General features: G+C 62.5%; 16 protein-coding genes and 1 tRNA gene. 2 read left to right on the top strand and 15 right to left on the bottom strand.

The window, feature by feature from the left end; genetic code table 11:
* Positions 1-48: 48 nt before the first annotated feature.
* The 3 genes from P8192_RS05670 to P8192_RS05660 are packed head-to-tail and all read right to left on the bottom strand — an operon-like array spanning position 49 to position 3,388.
* Positions 49-978, bottom strand: coding sequence for a DUF4081 domain-containing GNAT family N-acetyltransferase (locus P8192_RS05670; protein ID WP_278159216.1), 930 nt, complete (start codon positions 976-978; stop codon positions 49-51).
* A 28-nt stretch (positions 979-1,006) separates the two neighbouring features.
* A complete protein-coding gene (locus P8192_RS05665; protein ID WP_278159214.1) occupies positions 1,007-2,008 on the bottom strand; it encodes a hypothetical protein in 1,002 nt (333 codons plus the stop codon).
* Between the two features lie 21 nt (positions 2,009-2,029).
* Positions 2,030-3,388 (bottom strand): M50 family metallopeptidase, encoded by a 1,359-nt coding sequence (locus P8192_RS05660; protein ID WP_278159212.1) that lies wholly within the window; start codon positions 3,386-3,388, stop codon positions 2,030-2,032.
* Between the two features lie 102 nt (positions 3,389-3,490).
* Between P8192_RS05660 and P8192_RS05655 the strand changes: the two genes are divergently transcribed.
* Positions 3,491-3,958, top strand: a complete 468-nt coding sequence (locus P8192_RS05655) for a GNAT family N-acetyltransferase (protein WP_270105712.1) — start codon at positions 3,491-3,493, stop codon at positions 3,956-3,958.
* A 39-nt stretch (positions 3,959-3,997) separates the two neighbouring features.
* Here P8192_RS05655 and P8192_RS05650 read toward each other — a convergent pair whose 3' ends face one another.
* From P8192_RS05650 to rpsB, 6 genes are all read right to left on the bottom strand, one after another.
* Positions 3,998-4,615 carry a DivIVA domain-containing protein gene (locus tag P8192_RS05650; RefSeq protein ID WP_278159209.1) on the bottom strand — a complete coding sequence of 206 codons (618 nt, stop codon included), beginning with the start codon at positions 4,613-4,615 and terminating at the stop codon, positions 3,998-4,000.
* A gap of 55 nt (positions 4,616-4,670) precedes the next feature.
* Positions 4,671-5,894 (bottom strand): phosphatidate cytidylyltransferase, encoded by a 1,224-nt coding sequence (locus P8192_RS05645; protein ID WP_270105714.1) that lies wholly within the window; start codon positions 5,892-5,894, stop codon positions 4,671-4,673.
* A 41-nt stretch (positions 5,895-5,935) separates the two neighbouring features.
* Positions 5,936-6,457, bottom strand: a complete 522-nt coding sequence (gene frr / locus P8192_RS05640; protein WP_431521163.1) for a ribosome recycling factor — start codon at positions 6,455-6,457, stop codon at positions 5,936-5,938.
* Between the two features lie 117 nt (positions 6,458-6,574).
* Positions 6,575-7,387 carry a UMP kinase gene (gene pyrH / locus P8192_RS05635; protein WP_278159206.1) on the bottom strand — a complete coding sequence of 271 codons (813 nt, stop codon included), beginning with the start codon at positions 7,385-7,387 and terminating at the stop codon, positions 6,575-6,577.
* A gap of 176 nt (positions 7,388-7,563) precedes the next feature.
* The gene (tsf, locus tag P8192_RS05630; protein ID WP_278159204.1) at positions 7,564-8,400 is read right to left on the bottom strand and encodes a translation elongation factor Ts; all 837 of its coding nucleotides are present in this window, start codon (positions 8,398-8,400) and stop codon (positions 7,564-7,566) included.
* A 67-nt stretch (positions 8,401-8,467) separates the two neighbouring features.
* On the bottom strand, positions 8,468-9,328 hold the full coding sequence (gene rpsB / locus P8192_RS05625) for a 30S ribosomal protein S2 (RefSeq protein ID WP_270105718.1): 861 nt from the start codon (positions 9,326-9,328) through the stop codon (positions 8,468-8,470).
* Between the two features lie 431 nt (positions 9,329-9,759).
* On the opposite strand from rpsB, the gene P8192_RS05620 reads away from it, so the two are divergent.
* Positions 9,760-10,377, top strand: coding sequence for a M23 family metallopeptidase (locus P8192_RS05620; RefSeq protein ID WP_278159200.1), 618 nt, complete (start codon positions 9,760-9,762; stop codon positions 10,375-10,377).
* Between the two features lie 28 nt (positions 10,378-10,405).
* Here P8192_RS05620 and P8192_RS05615 read toward each other — a convergent pair whose 3' ends face one another.
* From P8192_RS05615 to P8192_RS05590, 6 genes are all read right to left on the bottom strand, one after another.
* Positions 10,406-11,536: a glycosyltransferase family 4 protein gene (locus P8192_RS05615; RefSeq protein ID WP_278159751.1), complete on the bottom strand. Its 1,131-nt coding sequence runs from the start codon at positions 11,534-11,536 to the stop codon at positions 10,406-10,408.
* 152 nt (positions 11,537-11,688) lie between these two features.
* A tRNA-Ile gene (locus P8192_RS05610) sits at positions 11,689-11,762 on the bottom strand.
* A 39-nt stretch (positions 11,763-11,801) separates the two neighbouring features.
* Complete coding sequence (locus P8192_RS05605; protein ID WP_278159199.1) at positions 11,802-13,001, bottom strand: glycosyltransferase; 1,200 nt, start codon at positions 12,999-13,001, stop codon at positions 11,802-11,804.
* A gap of 21 nt (positions 13,002-13,022) precedes the next feature.
* Positions 13,023-13,946 carry a DMT family transporter gene (locus tag P8192_RS05600; protein ID WP_278159197.1) on the bottom strand — a complete coding sequence of 308 codons (924 nt, stop codon included), beginning with the start codon at positions 13,944-13,946 and terminating at the stop codon, positions 13,023-13,025.
* On the bottom strand, positions 13,943-14,638 hold the full coding sequence (locus tag P8192_RS05595; protein WP_270105723.1) for a CDP-alcohol phosphatidyltransferase family protein: 696 nt from the start codon (positions 14,636-14,638) through the stop codon (positions 13,943-13,945). Before P8192_RS05595 ends, P8192_RS05600 begins: the two co-directional genes overlap by 4 nt.
* Positions 14,639-14,684: 46 nt before the next feature.
* Complete coding sequence (locus P8192_RS05590) at positions 14,685-15,614, bottom strand: phage holin family protein (protein WP_278159194.1); 930 nt, start codon at positions 15,612-15,614, stop codon at positions 14,685-14,687.
* Positions 15,615-15,622: the final 8 nt, after the last annotated feature.

Genomic DNA, 15,622 nt, shown 5'->3' with positions numbered 1-15,622 from the left:
CTCGCTCCCGACACCGTTGCCAGTGTACCGCCAGGATCACCCGCCGGCTCAGAACAGCACGGTGGCGAAATCGCCGACCGTTTCGAATCCGACCCGTTGATAAGTGCGGATGGCCGGCTTGTTGTAGTCGTTGACGTAGAGGCTCACCCGCGGCGACATGGTGAGCGCGTGGGCGGCGGTGGCGGCCACCGCGGCGGCTGCTTGGCCCTGGCCGCGGGCCCAGGGAGCCAGCCAAACCCCTTGCAGTTGGATGCAGGCGCGAGTGAAGACACCGATGTCGGCTTTGAACCGCACTCGTCCCGCCGTTTCACCGGGGGTTTCGTCAATGTCGACGAGGCAGTGCCCACGAGAGATCAGTGACTCCACCCGGCTGCGGTACATCACGGGTCCGTCGTCGAGGGGTGAGTATCCGAGCTCTTCGGTGAACATGGCCACGGAAGCCGGAAGCACGCGGGAGAACTCGTCCACTCGCGCCGGTCGAACCCGCGGGTTGAGCGGACCGGTCGGCTGGGTGTCCAGCATCATCAGCGGCTGGTGTTCGCGGACGTCCCGAGCCCGTTGCGGGCCTTCTTGCAGGGCGGACCAGATGCTCATCACGGATTCCCGGGGACCGAAAATTGAGCCCAATCGGCGGCCGAGCACGCGCACGGCGAGTCCGATCAATTCGCCGGCTAACCAGTCGGAACCGACGGGGACCACGTTGGAGCCCACCCAGCAGGCGCTGAGCAGTTCACCGGGACGGTCAAGATCGTCAATCCCCAGGAACACTCCGCGATGCAGGGCGCGCAACGGTCCGGCCAGTCGTCCGGTATCGAGAATGGCCTGGACGTAACAATGAGCAACAGGATCGCTGGCGCACAGCCGCCCGAGCGCTTCGGTGTCGGCGTCCGTGAGCAGACGCACCGTGTCTTGGGTGCGCAACCGGATCGCCGCGTCGACTTCGGCGGTCCAGTGCACCCCGTGCGGCATCACACTCATCGGCGTCCTCCTTCAGCAGCAGTCTGGCTCACTGATACGACACGAACCAGGGTTTGGGGACAATGTCCATCGTCTCAGACGGCGTAAAGGTGGGGTTGTCCTCGTCAATAAAGTTCTTCCACCCAATTCGCACATGCGGGGCCAGGTCCTTCGTCAGGGTGCGATAGGTGTCCATTTTCTGACCGGGAGTGCCGTGACCATCCGCGTGGACCAGCAACGCCAGTCCCGGGCGCTCCACCACTTTTTCGCGGTCGACAATCATCCGCAGCTGGAACTGATGCAGGATCACCAGTTTCTCGGGCAGATTGTTTTCGGCCACCAGTTTGGCCAGCCATTCGGTCGTCGCATTGACCTCATCGGCCTGCACCTGTCCGATTTGAGCCATATGCCGTTGGCCAGGTTGCAGTCGCCATTCGGGATCCAGCGCCAGGCCCACGTGTGGTTCCAGCAACAAGTCCTCGAAGTGTTTCGCCTGGGTGAGGAAATCCGAGAGTCCGGGCTGGAGGTCGAGGATGACGTAGATGTCGTTCTCGGCCGCGGCTTCGACCCACTCACGCAACACGTCCATGTCCACCGCGGAAGTGTATTCACCGGTAGGTCCTTCGGATGCGGTGGCGACCGTGGAGATGATCTCGAAGGCGGGCATCACCGGCTCGCGGCTGGTTCCCTCATAGGATGCCGCCAGTTCCTGGGCGCGGGTGATGGATTCTTCCAGGTCCTGCTCCCCCAGCAACCCCAAGGAGGGGATTCCCGGTGAACCATAAAGGGCCACAAATCGCCGTCCCGGGAACAGCCGGGTGCCGCCACCGGGCAACTCGGGTTTCGGTATGGAGGTGGGTGACGGCGACGCCGCGGCGCTCACCGAAGCGGACGCGCTGCCCGAAGCGGACGGACTTTCCGAGGCGTTGGAACCTCCCGATCCGCATGCCGCCAGCACCCATGTCGCACCCACCCCTGTCAGGCCGGTCAGAACGGTACGACGGGTCGGGAACGAGACGAGGCGTGAAGTAGCGTCGAAGGGGTCAGGCATAGGGGCCACTCTAACGACGAGCTAGAACAGCTGAACAGGTTTGACGATGTCCGCCACGATGAGTATGGCGCCCATCACCATCAGCCCAGCAGCCACTATGTAGGTCAGCGGCAGCAGTCGGGCAATATCGAACGGACCGGGGTCCTTCTGCCCGCGCAGTTTGGCCCACGTCCGGCGGATTTTCTCCCACAGCGCCCCCGCCACATGCCCGCCATCAAGGGGCAACAACGGGATGAGGTTGAACACCATCAGTGCAATGTTCACGGAGGCGATCAGCGACAAGAGCATCGCCGCCCGGTCGGCTACCGAAACCGTTTCTTGTGCGGCCGCCTCACCGGCGATTCGGCCGACCCCCACCACGGACATGGGACCGTTGGGGTCTCGTTCGCCGTCGGTGGCAATCACGACGACGGTGTCCCACAGCCGCACGGGCAGGGCCACCACCACGCGCGCAGTGGCTTCCAGCTGCTGACCCAGCACGGGAAACGTCTCGGTGACCGGTTGCGTCTGGTTCTCCACGAGAGATCCCATGCCGATGAAGCCGACGTGGTGGGTGATGATGTTGTCGTCATCGTCGTATTGGACACGTCCCAACGAATCGAGTTGCGGGCGTGCCGTGAGTTGCGGGGTGATCGTGGTGGTGTGCTCGGTCCCGTCCCGCAGGTAGGTGATCTCGGTAACCTGATCCGCGCGCTGCTGGATGCCCTCGGTGAGAGACTCCCAGTCGACGACCGGTTCCCCGTTGAACGAGGTAATCTCGTCTCCCGGCTCCAACCCCGCCGCGTACGCCGGTGAAGTGGGATCCTCGTCGGTGCATTCTTCAGCACCGGCTTCGGCACGCTCTGTCTGTTCTTGGGCGCTTATCGCACAGCGGAACACTTCCGAGACCGTGGTGGTGGGGGTGGATACGCCCACGCTGGTCACCAGGATAGCGGTGAGCACGGTGCCGATCACCAGGTTCATGAACGGCCCGCCCAGCATGATGATGATGCGTTTCCACACGGGCAGGGAGATGAACATCCGGTGCTCGTCACCCTCGCGCAGCTCGGCGGCCGCGACTTCACGGGCGTCCTGGGACATTTGCTGCAGCAACCCGGTGGAGGCGTTACGCGGTTGCTCCCCCTGGTCGGGGTGGGCCGGCGGGTACATGCCGATCATGGCCACGTAGCCACCCAGCGGTATTGCTTTAATCCCGTACTCGGTGTCTCCACGTTTGAACGAGAACAGGGTCTTGCCGAAACCGACCATGTATTGGGTGACCCGCACCCCAAAAAGTTTGGCGGGAACGAGGTGCCCGATTTCGTGAAGGGCGATCGAGAGGATGATGCCAACGGCGACGACGAGCACACCGATCACAAAGGCCACGGCAGAGAAAGTCACCGCACCATTATGCAGGTATGCGCTGTGTGTCGGCTGAATCGACCGGAACCACGTAGAGTAGTGAGAACATCGACCGACGGTGACGAGGAGGTCACGACAATCATGATCCTGCGTGAGGTCCGTTCTACGGATGTCGACGAGTTTTTCCTGCAGCAGCAGGACGAGCAGGCGAATGTGATGGCCGCCTTCGCGCCTCGCAATCCCCGAGATCGAGGCGTCTTCGATTTCCACTGGTCAGCGCTGTTGCGTGACGAGAATTCGCTCGTGTACACCATTGAGCACGACGGTCACGTGGCCGGAGCGTTGGTGTGCGCAGGACTCAATGATGTGCCCGAGTTGTCGTTCTGGACCGCTCGACAGTTTTGGGGTCAGGGCATCACCACGGCTGCGGTCGATGAGTTCCTGGCCGGTTTCGAGCCGCGCCCGGTCCGCGCCCATGTGCCGGTTGACAATATCGGTTCGCAGAAGGTCCTCACCCGCCGCGGATTCGCCGTCGTCGACGAAGTCAAGACTTTTTCGAATGCTCGCGCCGAGGTCGTGACCGAGCTCGTTCTGGAGCTGAGCGCCTAATCGTTCCGGTCGCCCTGGCGTCCGTACTTTTCCCGGTGCTCAATCGAGAACGGTGAGAAGTTCCACGGCGTCGTCAATAAACGCGTCGACCTGACCCTCTTCATATCCCTCGCTACCCTGCACCGAGCGGAACGAGACCACCCGCAGATCCGTCACCGACACTGAAGATTCGTCGGTGAGGTGCCCCCGCAGTTTCCGGCACAGGGTGTCGACATCCTGCTGGTGATAGCTGGTGGACTCTTCGTTACTGGGGCGGCGGAAGCGTTCGCCGTCGGGACGATCCAGGCGCAACATCAGCCGCCGGATCAGCTCGTCCAGGTACGTATTCCAGGTCTCCATGCCCTGCTTTTGGATGAGCTCATCGCGCTCGGTGCGCAGGAAGGCGTCCTCCAACCGGTCCAGCACCTGGTCCACCTGGTGAGCGGTGTACCCGCCTTTGACGGCGTCAAACGAGGTGGAGCGCACCTCGGCGGCCGTCATGGTTCCGTCACCGTGGTAAGCGTGGCGGGCACGCCGAATGAACTCGTCAACCTGCTTGGGATCGTAGCCGTAGTTCTTGCGCGAGGTCGTCGAGAACGGGTTGGCCTCATCGGGGTTCGCGGACAGTGGTGCGCGCTTGGACCCGCGCTTGGCAGCGCTTCGGGCTTTCGCGTTCATGATCGATCAGCTCCCTTGATGCCGTTCTGTGGTGCGAGGGCGGTGGTGCGTGCGCTCATGGCATCAGCACCACGAAGACGGTGTAAGCGACAGGGGCGGCGAACACCAGCGAGTCGAGGCGGTCCATCGCGCCTCCGTGTCCCGGTAGCGAGTTGCCCATGTCCTTAATGTCCAGTTCACGTTTGACCATGGACTCCGAGAAATCGCCGGCCGTGGCGGCAAAAACGATGGCGAAGCCCAGCAAGGCGCCGATCCACCAGGGCTCGTGCAGGGCCCAGTGGAAGCAACCGGCGCCCACGCCCATGGCTGCCACCAGCGATCCCATCAACCCTTCCCAGGACTTCTTCGGGCTCACTTTCGGCGCCATGGGGTGCTTGCCAAACAGCACTCCGACCACGTAACCACCAGTGTCATTGGCGACGACGATCAGCAGCAGGGAGGCCACCATCAGGCTACCCTGGGGTTCGTGCAACAGCACCACACCGAAGGACAGCAGGAACGGCACCCACAGCAGGATCAGCATGGCGGAAAGTACCGTACCCACGGGGGTGGTGGAGCTCTCGACGACACACCAGTACAGCGCCAGCAACATGGTGCCGAAAAGGGCGAACATCATCGCGTCGATGCCACCAAAGTACGCTGTTAGCGGCATGGCCGCCGAGGCTACCCACAGGGGGGCCAGCGGAACATCGATACCGCGGGGCCGTAGCGCCCGTGCGATCTCCCAGGTCCCCATGAGCAGCAGCACCACAATCAGCACCACGAGCACCAGGTGTACGTAAAGCAAACCTACAATGGCAGTGCCCAGCAGGATCACGCCGGTGATGATCGCGGCGGGAAGGTTCCGTCCCGCGCGGGATTTCTTCGGTTCTTCCGCGGCCGGAAGCTCCAGTGGTGAGTCCAGTGCCGCCTGGGCGCCTTCGTCCGTGAGGTCAATGCCGATAGCGGCGCGTCCGCCGCGCGGATCAATGGCGGCCCCGCTGCCCGTGCCCGGAATCCGGCTCACCAGCGGCGCGGCCGCCACTGCGGCCGGTAGCTGTTCTGGTGGTACTGGTGGTTCCCCTACGGTCGAGGACGCTGCGGCAGCCGCCTGGGCAGCCTCGAGCGCCCGGCGTTCTTTACGGGACTGCGGGATGATCATTCCCGTGTCCGGATCACGCACGGGATCCGGAAACCCTTCAAGCTCGGTAATCACCGGCCCAGATGCGGTCTCGGGGTGTGACGACGACGTCGTCTCCTCACGAGGAGACGACGTCGCGGTGTCTGCTGGGTCTGACATATCAAATGGCCAGGTCAGAGATCTATTCGCAAGCGAACAGATCAGACCTCCATCAGTTCCTGTTCCTTGTTCTTTGCCATCTCGTCGATAGAGTCGGTGAAGCGGCGGGTCAGAGCGTCAAGCTCCTTTTCCGCGCGTGCGCCTTCGTCCTCGCCAATCTCTCCGTCCTTAACGAGCTTGTCGAGGGTTTCCTTGGTCTTGCGGCGGGTGTTGCGCACCGAGACCTTGTGATCCTCGGCCTTGGTCTTCACCAGCTTCACGTATTCCTTGCGGCGCTCCTCGGTCAGCTCAGGCATCACCACGCGGATGACTTTCCCGTCGTTGGAGGGGTTAGCGCCGACCTCGGAGTCGGACAGGGCCTTCTCGATGTTGCGCAGCGCCGAGACGTCATAGGGGGCGATCATCAGCGTGCGGGCATCCTGAGTGGTGAAGGACGCCAGCTGCTGCAGCGGAGTGTAGGTGCCGTAGTAATCGACCATGACCTTGGAGAACAGCCCCGGGTTGGCGCGGCCCGTGCGGACCCCGGCGAAATCTTCTCGCGTGGCTTCCAGGGTGCGTTCCATCTGCTGTTCGGCTTCGACCAGATTCTCTGCGGTCACGATGTCTCCTTCGACGTTGATGGGTCTGTTGTCAATCCTAGGCTACGGCGCGGGCATTGCGGGCCAGCGCTCGCCGCCGCGTCAGACAGTGACGGTGGTACCGATGCGCTCACCGCGCAGCGCTCGAGTGACGTTGCCGTCGCCTTCCATGCCGAACACCATCATCGGCAGGTCGTTGTCCTTGCACATGGTCATGGCGGTCAGATCCATGACGCGGATGTTCTTCAGCAGCGCATCGTCGTAGGTGAGCCGGTCGTATTTCTCGGCCGTGGGGTCCCTCTTCGGGTCTGCGGTGTAGACGCCGTCCACCCCGGACTTGGCCATCAGCACCTCGTCGGCACCGATTTCTAGGGCGCGCTGCGCGGCCACCGTATCGGTAGAGAAGTAAGGCAGACCCGTGCCGGCACCGAAAATGACCACGCGATTCTTCTGCATGTGGCGAATCGCACGCAGCGGAATGTAAGGCTCCGCAACCTGCTCCATCGAGATGGCCGACTGCACACGGGTGTCGACGCCGGCCTGTAGCAAAAAGTCCTGGAGGGCCAGGCAGTTCATGACTGTGCCGAGCATGCCCATGTAGTCGGCGCGACGACGGTCCATGCCGTTCTCAGACAGTTCGGCGCCGCGGAAGAAGTTGCCACCACCGACGACGACCGCCACCTCGATGGTGTTTTTCACGGCGGCAATTTGTTCGGCAACGAAACGCACGGTTGCTGGGTCAATTCCGACTTTGCCACCGCCGAAGACCTCACCGGAGAGCTTCAGCAGTACCCGACGGCGTCCCGACGGGGCGGTGGAGTTGTAGCGTTGTTGGGCGTCCGGGCCATCTTGAAGGCCGCCGGGAGTATTGATGGTCGGGGTGGAGGATGTTTCCGGTGCATGCTGATCCGGCATGGGCGTCTCCTAGACATCGAACGCGCGCGAGGTGGTGCGCAGAAGCGGACGGGTGTGGCGCCGAATTCGTGGTTCGGCAGAGAAAAAGGGGGTGACCACCATGTGGTGATCACCCCCTCCTTCAGGTGTTCATCGTCGATGGACGACGACGGACGTTGTGGTGCAGTCTACTGGGATCAGCTACCGACGCGGAAGCGAGCGAACTTCACGCCCTTGGTTCCGGCCTGCTCGAGGACCTTGCCCACGGAGACCTTCGGGTCCTTTGCGAAGCCCTGGTCCTCCAGCACGATCTCCTTGAAGAAGCCGGTCAGGCGTCCTTCGATGATCTTCTGCATGGCCTGCTCCGGCTTGCCCTCGGCGCGCGCGGTCTCCTCGGCGATGCGGCGTTCGTTGGCCACAACGTCCTCGGCAACCTCGTCGCGGGACAGGTAGGTCGGGGCCATGGCAGCAATGTGAACGGCGACGTCGTGAGCCGCGGTCTGCGCTTCAGCGGAGTCCGAATCCACAGCCATGAGCACGCCCACCTGAGCCGGCAGGTCCTTGGAGGTCTTGTGCAGGTAGGCATCCACGAAGGCGCCTTCCACACGAGCCACGCGGCGCACGACGACCTTCTCGCCCATCAGGGCGCCTTCTTCGGTGACGTGGTCACCCAGGGTGCGGCCGTTGTACTCGGCAGCCAGCAGGGCGTCGACATCGGCAGCCTTGGAGGCGGCGGCGACCTCGAGCACGGTGTTGCCCAGGTTGATGAACTTGTCGGCCTTGGCCACGAAGTCGGTCTCGCAGTTGATCTCGATCATCACGCCGGCGCCATCGGCGACGGTCGCGGCGATGAGGCCTTCAGCGGCCGAACGACCTTCGCGCTTGGTGGCGCCCTTGAGGCCCTTCACGCGAATGATCTCGATGGCCTTCTCGGCATCACCGTTGGCCTCGTCCAGAGCCTTCTTGACGTCCATCATGCCGGCACCGGTGCGTTCACGCAGTGCCTTAATGTCAGCAGCGGTGTAGTTCGCCATTGCTGTTAACACATCCTTCAGTTACGCGGGGTCTCCGCAGTGATGTTGGTCAGTGATCGTAGAGGTCTTACTCGGACTTCTCGGCTTCGGCGGCCGGCTCGGACTGCTCTGCAGCCTCTGCGGTCTCGCCTTCAGCAGCGGACTGCTGTGCCTGAGCTTCGTTGTGCTGCTCGAGGAGCTCGCGCTCCCACTCAGCCATGGGCTCTTCGGTGGTGCCCTGTCCGCCGGACTTGCCCTGGTTGCGGGCGATGAGGCCATCGGCCACAGCGTCGGCGATCACGCGGGTCAGCAGGGACACGGAGCGAATAGCGTCATCGTTACCCGGGATCGGGTAGGTGACTTCGTCCGGGTCGCAGTTAGTGTCGAGGATGGCGACGATCGGGATACCCAGCTTCTCCGCCTCGTCGACGGCCAGGTGCTCCTTCTTGGTGTCCACGATCCACACGGCCGAAGGCGTGCGGGTCATGTTGCGGATACCGCCGAGGTTAGCCTGCAGCTTCTCCAGTTCGCGGTGCAGCAACAGCAATTCCTTCTTGGTGTACTGCGAACCTGCGACGTCCTCGAAGTCAATAGCTTCCAGTTCCTTCATGCGGTTCACGCGCTTGGAAACGGTCTGGAAGTTGGTCAGCATACCTCCGAGCCAGCGGTGGTTCACGTAGGGCATGCCCACGCGAGTAGCCTGCTCTGCGATGGCTTCCTGAGCCTGCTTCTTAGTGCCGACGAACAGGATCGAACCGCCGTGAGCGACGGTCTCCTTGATGAACTCGTAGGCGCGGTCCACGTAAGACAGGGACTGCTGCAGGTCGATGATGTAGATGCCGTTGCGCTCGGTGAAGATGAAGCGCTTCATCTTCGGGTTCCAACGACGGGTCTGGTGGCCGAAATGGACGCCGGAATCCAGCATCTGGCGCATTGTCACGACTGGCATGTCGCTCCTTCTGTGCAGGCGAGACGCCGGGCACCGCAGACCGCGGTGCACAGGGCGTGGCACACTGCTTATCGTAGTTTCTCGGTTGTTTGGCGGACCCTCTGGTGACGGTTGCCCCTGGCAGAGCAATGGCGGTTGCCACTCTGCGGCCGATGACCGATGCGGAAAACGTCCGCGGCGGACCGATGGCCGCACGTCGAAGAGCGTTTGCCCTTCACTTGCTGTGCGCGTAGTCAGCTCCATGGTTTCTTCGCGCCGAGGCACGACGATTGGACACAGAGCTGCTCGCACCAGCATACCCCATCTTGGCCTCCGTCTTGAACGGCTCTGTCTCCTCCACAACCCTTGCGACGACCGTCCCAGTCGTCCCATTTCCACATGTGCCGGATTGCTCGGCGGCACTGACGTGGATCGGGAATCACGATGTCACTATGACTGCTCCCCCACTAGAATCACCACGCACCACATTTCACGGTACATGGGTGATCGCCGTTACTGCCCTCGTACTGGCGTGTGGCACGCTGACTGCCTTCGACGCTCACGGTCATGCGATCACTTCTGCTCGTCATGCAGTGCCAGCAACAAGCACCGCTGGCGCAAACTGGACGCCGCCCGTAGAAGGGGCGAACGCGTCATCGGTCGTGCGCGAGTTCCACGGGCCATCGACTCCGTGGGGTGCTGGCCATCGCGGAATCGACCTGTCCGCGTCTTCGGAGGTGGTGGCACCCGACGGTGGTACGGTCCGTTTTGTGGGCACGGTGGTCGATCGCCCGGTGTTGACCATCGAGCACGACAACGGGATGTTGTCCTCGTTTGAGCCAGTGGCTACTGAGTTAAGCTTCGGGGATGTCGTCCGGCGGGGACAGGTCCTCGGCTCGCTGAGCGGCGAACAGCACTGCGAGATGTCGTGCGTGCACTGGGGCGTGCGCATCCCAGACGGTTGGACAATCGGGTCGACCGTGCGTGATCGCTACATCGACCCTGGACTGCTGTTGGGCTGGTCGGGACCGTCGGTGTTGTGGCCGCTGCAGGGGTCTCCGTTCCGGTAGTAGCTGGCTCGTCGAAGTGAAGTGCTCGTCAGTTGGATTGGCGGCGTGGACGGAGTGAACGACGAGCCGCCACAGATTCGGCGACTCGCAGTAGTTCTTCGGCCGATCGCTCCCACGTAAACAGGGAGGCCTGTTCGACAGCGGCCCGAGATGCATCGGCAAAGGCCGTGGGATCTTCCCAGCGTCGCACCGCCGCGGCCAGTTTTTCTCCGGCTTGACGTTGCTCTTCCAGTTCGATGAATTGAGCTGCTCCGGCTTCGCCACCGATCTCCCGGAAAATTTCGAGATCGGAGACGATCACCGGGGTCCCTTCGGCCATCGCTTCGGCCAACGGCAGCCCGAATCCTTCGGCACGCGACATCGTGACCAGTGCGGTGCAGGAACGGAGTAAGTCCCGGTACTCTTCTTCGCTGGTACCGCGGTGGAACACCAACGCATCCGAGGCAACACCCAGCTCATCCGCCAGTTCCAAGAGCTCAGATTCACGATTCGCTGTGATCCTGGAGAGGAGATGAAGCCGGTAGCCGGACAGGTGCGGCATGGCTGCGATCAGAGACTCCACGTTTTTGTAATCCATGAAGGAGCCCATGTAGACCAGTGACTTCTCAGGTGTTCGGTCGGGCTCGCGTGGCTCGGCGGTGGGCTGGGGCGCGTTGGAGACCACGGTGATCGGCCTACGGGTGAGACGGTGATGTCGCATCAGTCGCTGGGTCGTGCGGGAGACGGTAACAACGTCGTCGGCCCGGTCCAATAGCAGCCGCTGTGGCCAGTATGCCAAGTGGTAGAGCCGCCAGAGTCCACGCACCGGCAGGGGCAAGTCTCGAGGTGGGGTGCGGTGCTGGTAGTAGATCAGGTCGTGCAGAGTCAGAATGAGGCCGAAGCGTCGACCGGCCGATCCCATGGTCTGCATCGGGGAGAAAACCACATCGGGGGAAAAAGCGTTTAACTGCTGAGCGACCATGGGCTCACGGGCCGAGGTCGGGGCAGAGACTTTGACCCAGGGCACGCCGGCCGGAAGCATCGGCAACTGTGCCTCGTCGTGGATGATCATCGTGACATCGGCCCGCCTCGCAGTGGCTTCGATGAGGGAGGCACCGTACCGGGAAATTCCATCATGGAAGTCCGTTCGCGTGTATCGGGCATCCATGAATAGTCGCAACGATCGACCCTGAATCACGGACCGGGCTCCTCTCCTCCAGCACGGGTGGTTCCATCGAGAACTCTATCTGCCTCACCCTGTTCCAGGTTTCGTTCCAGGTAAACCACCAAGGGAGCCACCTCTGATGAGGCGACTCCCTTGTATTCATGCGGTAGGGCGTGCGGGACTTGAACCCGCGACCCAAGGATTATGAGTCCTCTGCTCTGACCAACTGAGCTAACGCCCCCTGCGCTGCCGTCGAAACGGCAACCCGTCCATCATACTGTCAGTTCAACGCGCGGATTTCATTGGCGGAAGCTCCACGGTAAATGCGCTCGAAGATGTCGATGGTTTTCGATTCTGCGTGCTGCTGTACTTTCTCGTGGGATTTCTCCCCCATGGACTGACGGACAGCCGGGTCGGCGCCGAGCACCGCTTCCAGCTTCTGTGCCAGATCTGCGGAGTCGCCGGGGGTGAACAGGTACCCGTTTTCGCCGTTGTCGACCAGGTGTGGCAGGGCCAACGCGTCGGCAAGAACCACCGGCTTCGAGGCGCTCATTGCTTCCAAGCTCACCAACGACTGCAACTCGGCGGTACCGGGCTGACAGAACACGTCGGCGCACAGGTACGCCTCACGCAGCTCAGCTTCCGTCACGTGGCCGCGGAAAGCGACTCGGTCGGTGATACCCAGTTCCTCGGCAAGGGAGCGCAAGGCGTCCCGCTGTTCGCCGTCGCCGACGATTTCGGCACGAACCTGCAGATCAGGATCAGTGAGCGGAAGAGCGCGCAACAAGACGTCGATGTTTTTCTCGACCGCCAGCCGGCCGACGAACAATACGGTGGGCTGCTGATGCTTGATCAGCTTCTCCTCTGGTTTCAGTTCGTACTTTGCTGAATCAATGCCGTTGGACACCGCCAGGACATCCTCTAGCCCCGCGTTTTCCATCATGGTACGTGCGGCCAGTTTGGTGGGAGTGGTCACCACGGCGGTCTGGCCCATGAGCCGTCCCATGTCGCGCCAAGAACTGCGGGAGACGATATTGAGGAACCACTGCGGAAACGGCAAGAACGGCTCAAGGTTTTCCGGCATGAAGTGGTTGGTCGAAATGACGCGAACACGACGCTTCGTGGCTTGTTTGATAGCAGCTTCGCCGATCATATAGTGACACTGCACGTGCACCACATCGAGTTGAACTTCGTCCAGAATCCGCCCGATGGCACGGGCTGCGCCGCGTTTACTCACCAGTCGGTAATACTCGTGCGTGGGGGCAGGTACGGACCGCACCCGGTGCACCGTGGCCACATCGGTGTGCTCGACCGTGTTCGGACCGGATTCATTGCGGGGGGCGACCACGTGGACTTCATGTCCGCGCGCGTGCAACGCGGTGGCCAGCCGATGACAGAACGTTGCCGCGCCGTTGACATGCGGAGGATAAGTGTCCGCCGCGATCAGTACCTTCAAGGGTGCGCGGTCAGCGTCGGTCACGTCGAGCTGCTCCTTCTCGAGCTAGGGCGCGGTTTGTTTCGGGGATTCGGGTTGAGCCGCTTGGTCCCACTCGACCTTGCGCTTGATCACATCGGGGTGGTCCCTGGCCAACACCAGAACTCCCCCCGATGCTACGGCAGCAGCCACGACCATTCCAGCCAACACGAAGAGAGATACCCCATCTTGCAACTCGCCGAGCACGAAGATTCCGATGACGACGGCGACCAGCGGGTCCACCACGGTGAGACCCGCTACCACCAGATCGGGTGGACCATGCTGATGCGCCCGCTGCACGAAGTAGCTACCCAGTAATGCGGCAGTAACCAGCACCGCCAGCTGTAGCCACGGGATGCCCATGAATCCGCCGGCGTCCCGATCGAGCACGTGCAGAATGGCCAATCGGGTGGAGACGGCGACGAAGGCGAACAGCACACCTGCGCCCATGATGTAGAGGAAGGCCGAGGGGTGAGACCGAAGAATCGCCGCCGTGATCGCGAACACGAAAATGACTGCGATGGCGATCCAATTCGTCAGGTTCTCCTGGTCCATGAGGGGGCGGTGATTCTCCCGGGTCGCCACAATCGCGAGAGCGACGAACCCTGCCGAGCCACCCACACAGCAGGCGATGGCAATGATGGTGGACCGGTTCAACTTCAGGGCAGCAATTCGAGCGTGCAGCACGGTGGTGATCACCACCGCGACCGCGCCGATGGGTTGCACGACCGTCAGGGGCGCGGTGGCCAAGGCATAAACGTTGAGCGCGATGCCCAGCAACAACAGCAACCCACCGACCAGCCAGCGCCCCTGTCGCACCAGCTTGAAGTAATCCAAGGGGCGCAGCACCGTCACCCCGGCGTATTTACGAACTCCCGATGATTGTCGTTCCGAGCCAACCGCCAGGCACACCGCTCCAAGCAGTGCGGCCACCACGGCCCAAATGATCATGATGCTCCGGTTTCTGCGGCGATGCTGTTTTCAGGTCGGCCCTGCTGATGTTTAAAGGTCCAGGCCTGTCGTTCGCGCGGGTTAATTCCGGCGGCGCGGAGCTCACGGTGCTTGCGCAACGAGCGGAGCGTGTAGTCGATCGCAGCACCCCAGTGCCCAAGGCAGCCCGGGATCAAGAAGACATAGGCCACCACATGCCAGAACGTGGAATCCATGTCCGCTACCTGGGCCAAGAGCAGGAAAGGGATTCCGGCCATGAGCATCGCGGTGCGGATCTTCCCCAGCGCAGTGACTTCCAGCTCCGGAGAACCGAGGAAAAGTACGGCGTTGAGCACGAAGAGCAGTAGATCCGGGATGAGCAGGGTGAGAACCAACCAGCTGGGGGCCACCCCGGTGATCACCACGGTGATGGCGACGACGACAATCGAAATCCGGTCGGCTAGCGGGTCCAGCCATTTCCCGACCGTCGAAATCTGGTTGAACCGGCGTGCGACGTAGCCGTCCACCCAGTCGGTGCTGAACAATACCGCCAGGGTAATGAAGGCTCCCAGGTACTGACCGGTGAAGGTCTGCCAGACGAAGAGCGGAACCAGACAGAACCGCACCAGGGTGATGATGTTCGGCGCGGTGAGCCATCGGTCCGATACCCGGTAGTCGATATCGGTTCTGGTGCCGGCGCCAATCAGCTTCATCCCGTCACTCCCGAGGGGTGGTGTGAGTCGACGAGCGGGCGGCGACTCACTTCTTGTCTGTGAGCTTCTTCAAGAATACCGCCAGGGCGGTGGACGACGCTCCGAGCAGTGCGATCGGCTGCCAACGGTCCTTCACGTAGTCGCTGGCGTCGCCCACCTTTTCACCGGCGCGAACCGCCCCGGTGTAGGGCGAGACCGGCGAGGTGCCGGCGTCCTCTCGACGACGACCGGTAGCGGCCGCAGTGAAGGCAGCGAACTGGGCCTTGACGTCTGTCTTCTCTTCAAGGCCCGAGCGGATATCACCCAAGTGACGACGGCGCAGTTCAGCGCGGTGGCGCAGTTCCTCGGAAGAAGGCTTGATGGAGGCCACCGTGGTGGGCGCCTCACCGCGCTTACGGGCGGCCTTCTCTTCCTTGCGGGCCTGCTTGGTGAGTTCCTTCTCGCGCAGCTTCTCCTGCTTCTTGCGCTCGGCCTTCTCGGCCTCGAGGCGGTCGAATTCCACCGGGTCGAAGGCGTTGCCCTCGGCGAGGTAGCCCAGGTCATGCTTAAATCCGCGGATAGTCTCCTGGGGCACCAGCGGCATCTGGCCCTTGAGGATGAGTGCTCCAATGCCGATGAAGATCAGGCTGATCACCAGAGCGCCAGCGGCGACCATCAGCGACCAGAACCAGAGGTTTCCGGTGTCGGCGAACGCACCGATGAGGGCCACGACCAGCGCGATCAGCACGATAGCCAGCAGGAACAGCCCCAGCACGGCCAGGCCGATGCCGACGCCGAGACCCATGCCCTTGGACTTGATGTGGTTGACGGCCAGCGCGGACTCGTCCTTAAGCTGTTTCGGCACCAGTCGCAGGCCCGTGGCGGTCAGATCGAGCATGGAGCTGGACCGCGTCTGATCCGTCACACGCACGCGTCCGCGCTGCGACGAGTGCTGCGCTGATGCGTCAGCGGCCGCATGAGTACCGGGATTTGCCATTCGGAACT

The organism is Citricoccus muralis, from assembly GCF_029637705.1.
Classification (GTDB): Bacteria; Actinomycetota; Actinomycetes; order Actinomycetales; family Micrococcaceae; genus CmP2.
This window is presented reverse-complemented; position numbering and strand designations above follow the sequence as displayed.

Bases quoted from the DNA above. Each gene is read 5' to 3' on its own strand.
- P8192_RS05670 (WP_278159216.1), bottom strand. From the start codon at position 978: ATGAGTGTGATGCCGCACGGGGTGCACTGGACCGCCGAAGTCGACGCG.
- P8192_RS05665 (WP_278159214.1), bottom strand. From the start codon at position 2,008: ATGCCTGACCCCTTCGACGCTACTTCACGCCTCGTCTCGTTCCCGACC.
- P8192_RS05655 (WP_270105712.1), top strand. From the start codon at position 3,491: ATGATCCTGCGTGAGGTCCGTTCTACGGATGTCGACGAGTTTTTCCTG.
- P8192_RS05650 (WP_278159209.1), bottom strand. From the start codon at position 4,615: ATGAACGCGAAAGCCCGAAGCGCTGCCAAGCGCGGGTCCAAGCGCGCA.
- P8192_RS05645 (WP_270105714.1), bottom strand. From the start codon at position 5,894: ATGTCAGACCCAGCAGACACCGCGACGTCGTCTCCTCGTGAGGAGACG.
- frr (WP_431521163.1), bottom strand. From the start codon at position 6,457: ATGGAACGCACCCTGGAAGCCACGCGAGAAGATTTCGCCGGGGTCCGC.
- pyrH (WP_278159206.1), bottom strand. From the start codon at position 7,387: ATGCCGGATCAGCATGCACCGGAAACATCCTCCACCCCGACCATCAAT.
- tsf (WP_278159204.1), bottom strand. From the start codon at position 8,400: ATGGCGAACTACACCGCTGCTGACATTAAGGCACTGCGTGAACGCACC.
- rpsB (WP_270105718.1), bottom strand. From the start codon at position 9,328: ATGCCAGTCGTGACAATGCGCCAGATGCTGGATTCCGGCGTCCATTTC.
- P8192_RS05620 (WP_278159200.1), top strand. From the start codon at position 9,760: ATGACTGCTCCCCCACTAGAATCACCACGCACCACATTTCACGGTACA.
- P8192_RS05600 (WP_278159197.1), bottom strand. From the start codon at position 13,946: ATGATCATTTGGGCCGTGGTGGCCGCACTGCTTGGAGCGGTGTGCCTG.
- P8192_RS05595 (WP_270105723.1), bottom strand. From the start codon at position 14,638: ATGAAGCTGATTGGCGCCGGCACCAGAACCGATATCGACTACCGGGTA.
- P8192_RS05590 (WP_278159194.1), bottom strand. From the start codon at position 15,614: ATGGCAAATCCCGGTACTCATGCGGCCGCTGACGCATCAGCGCAGCAC.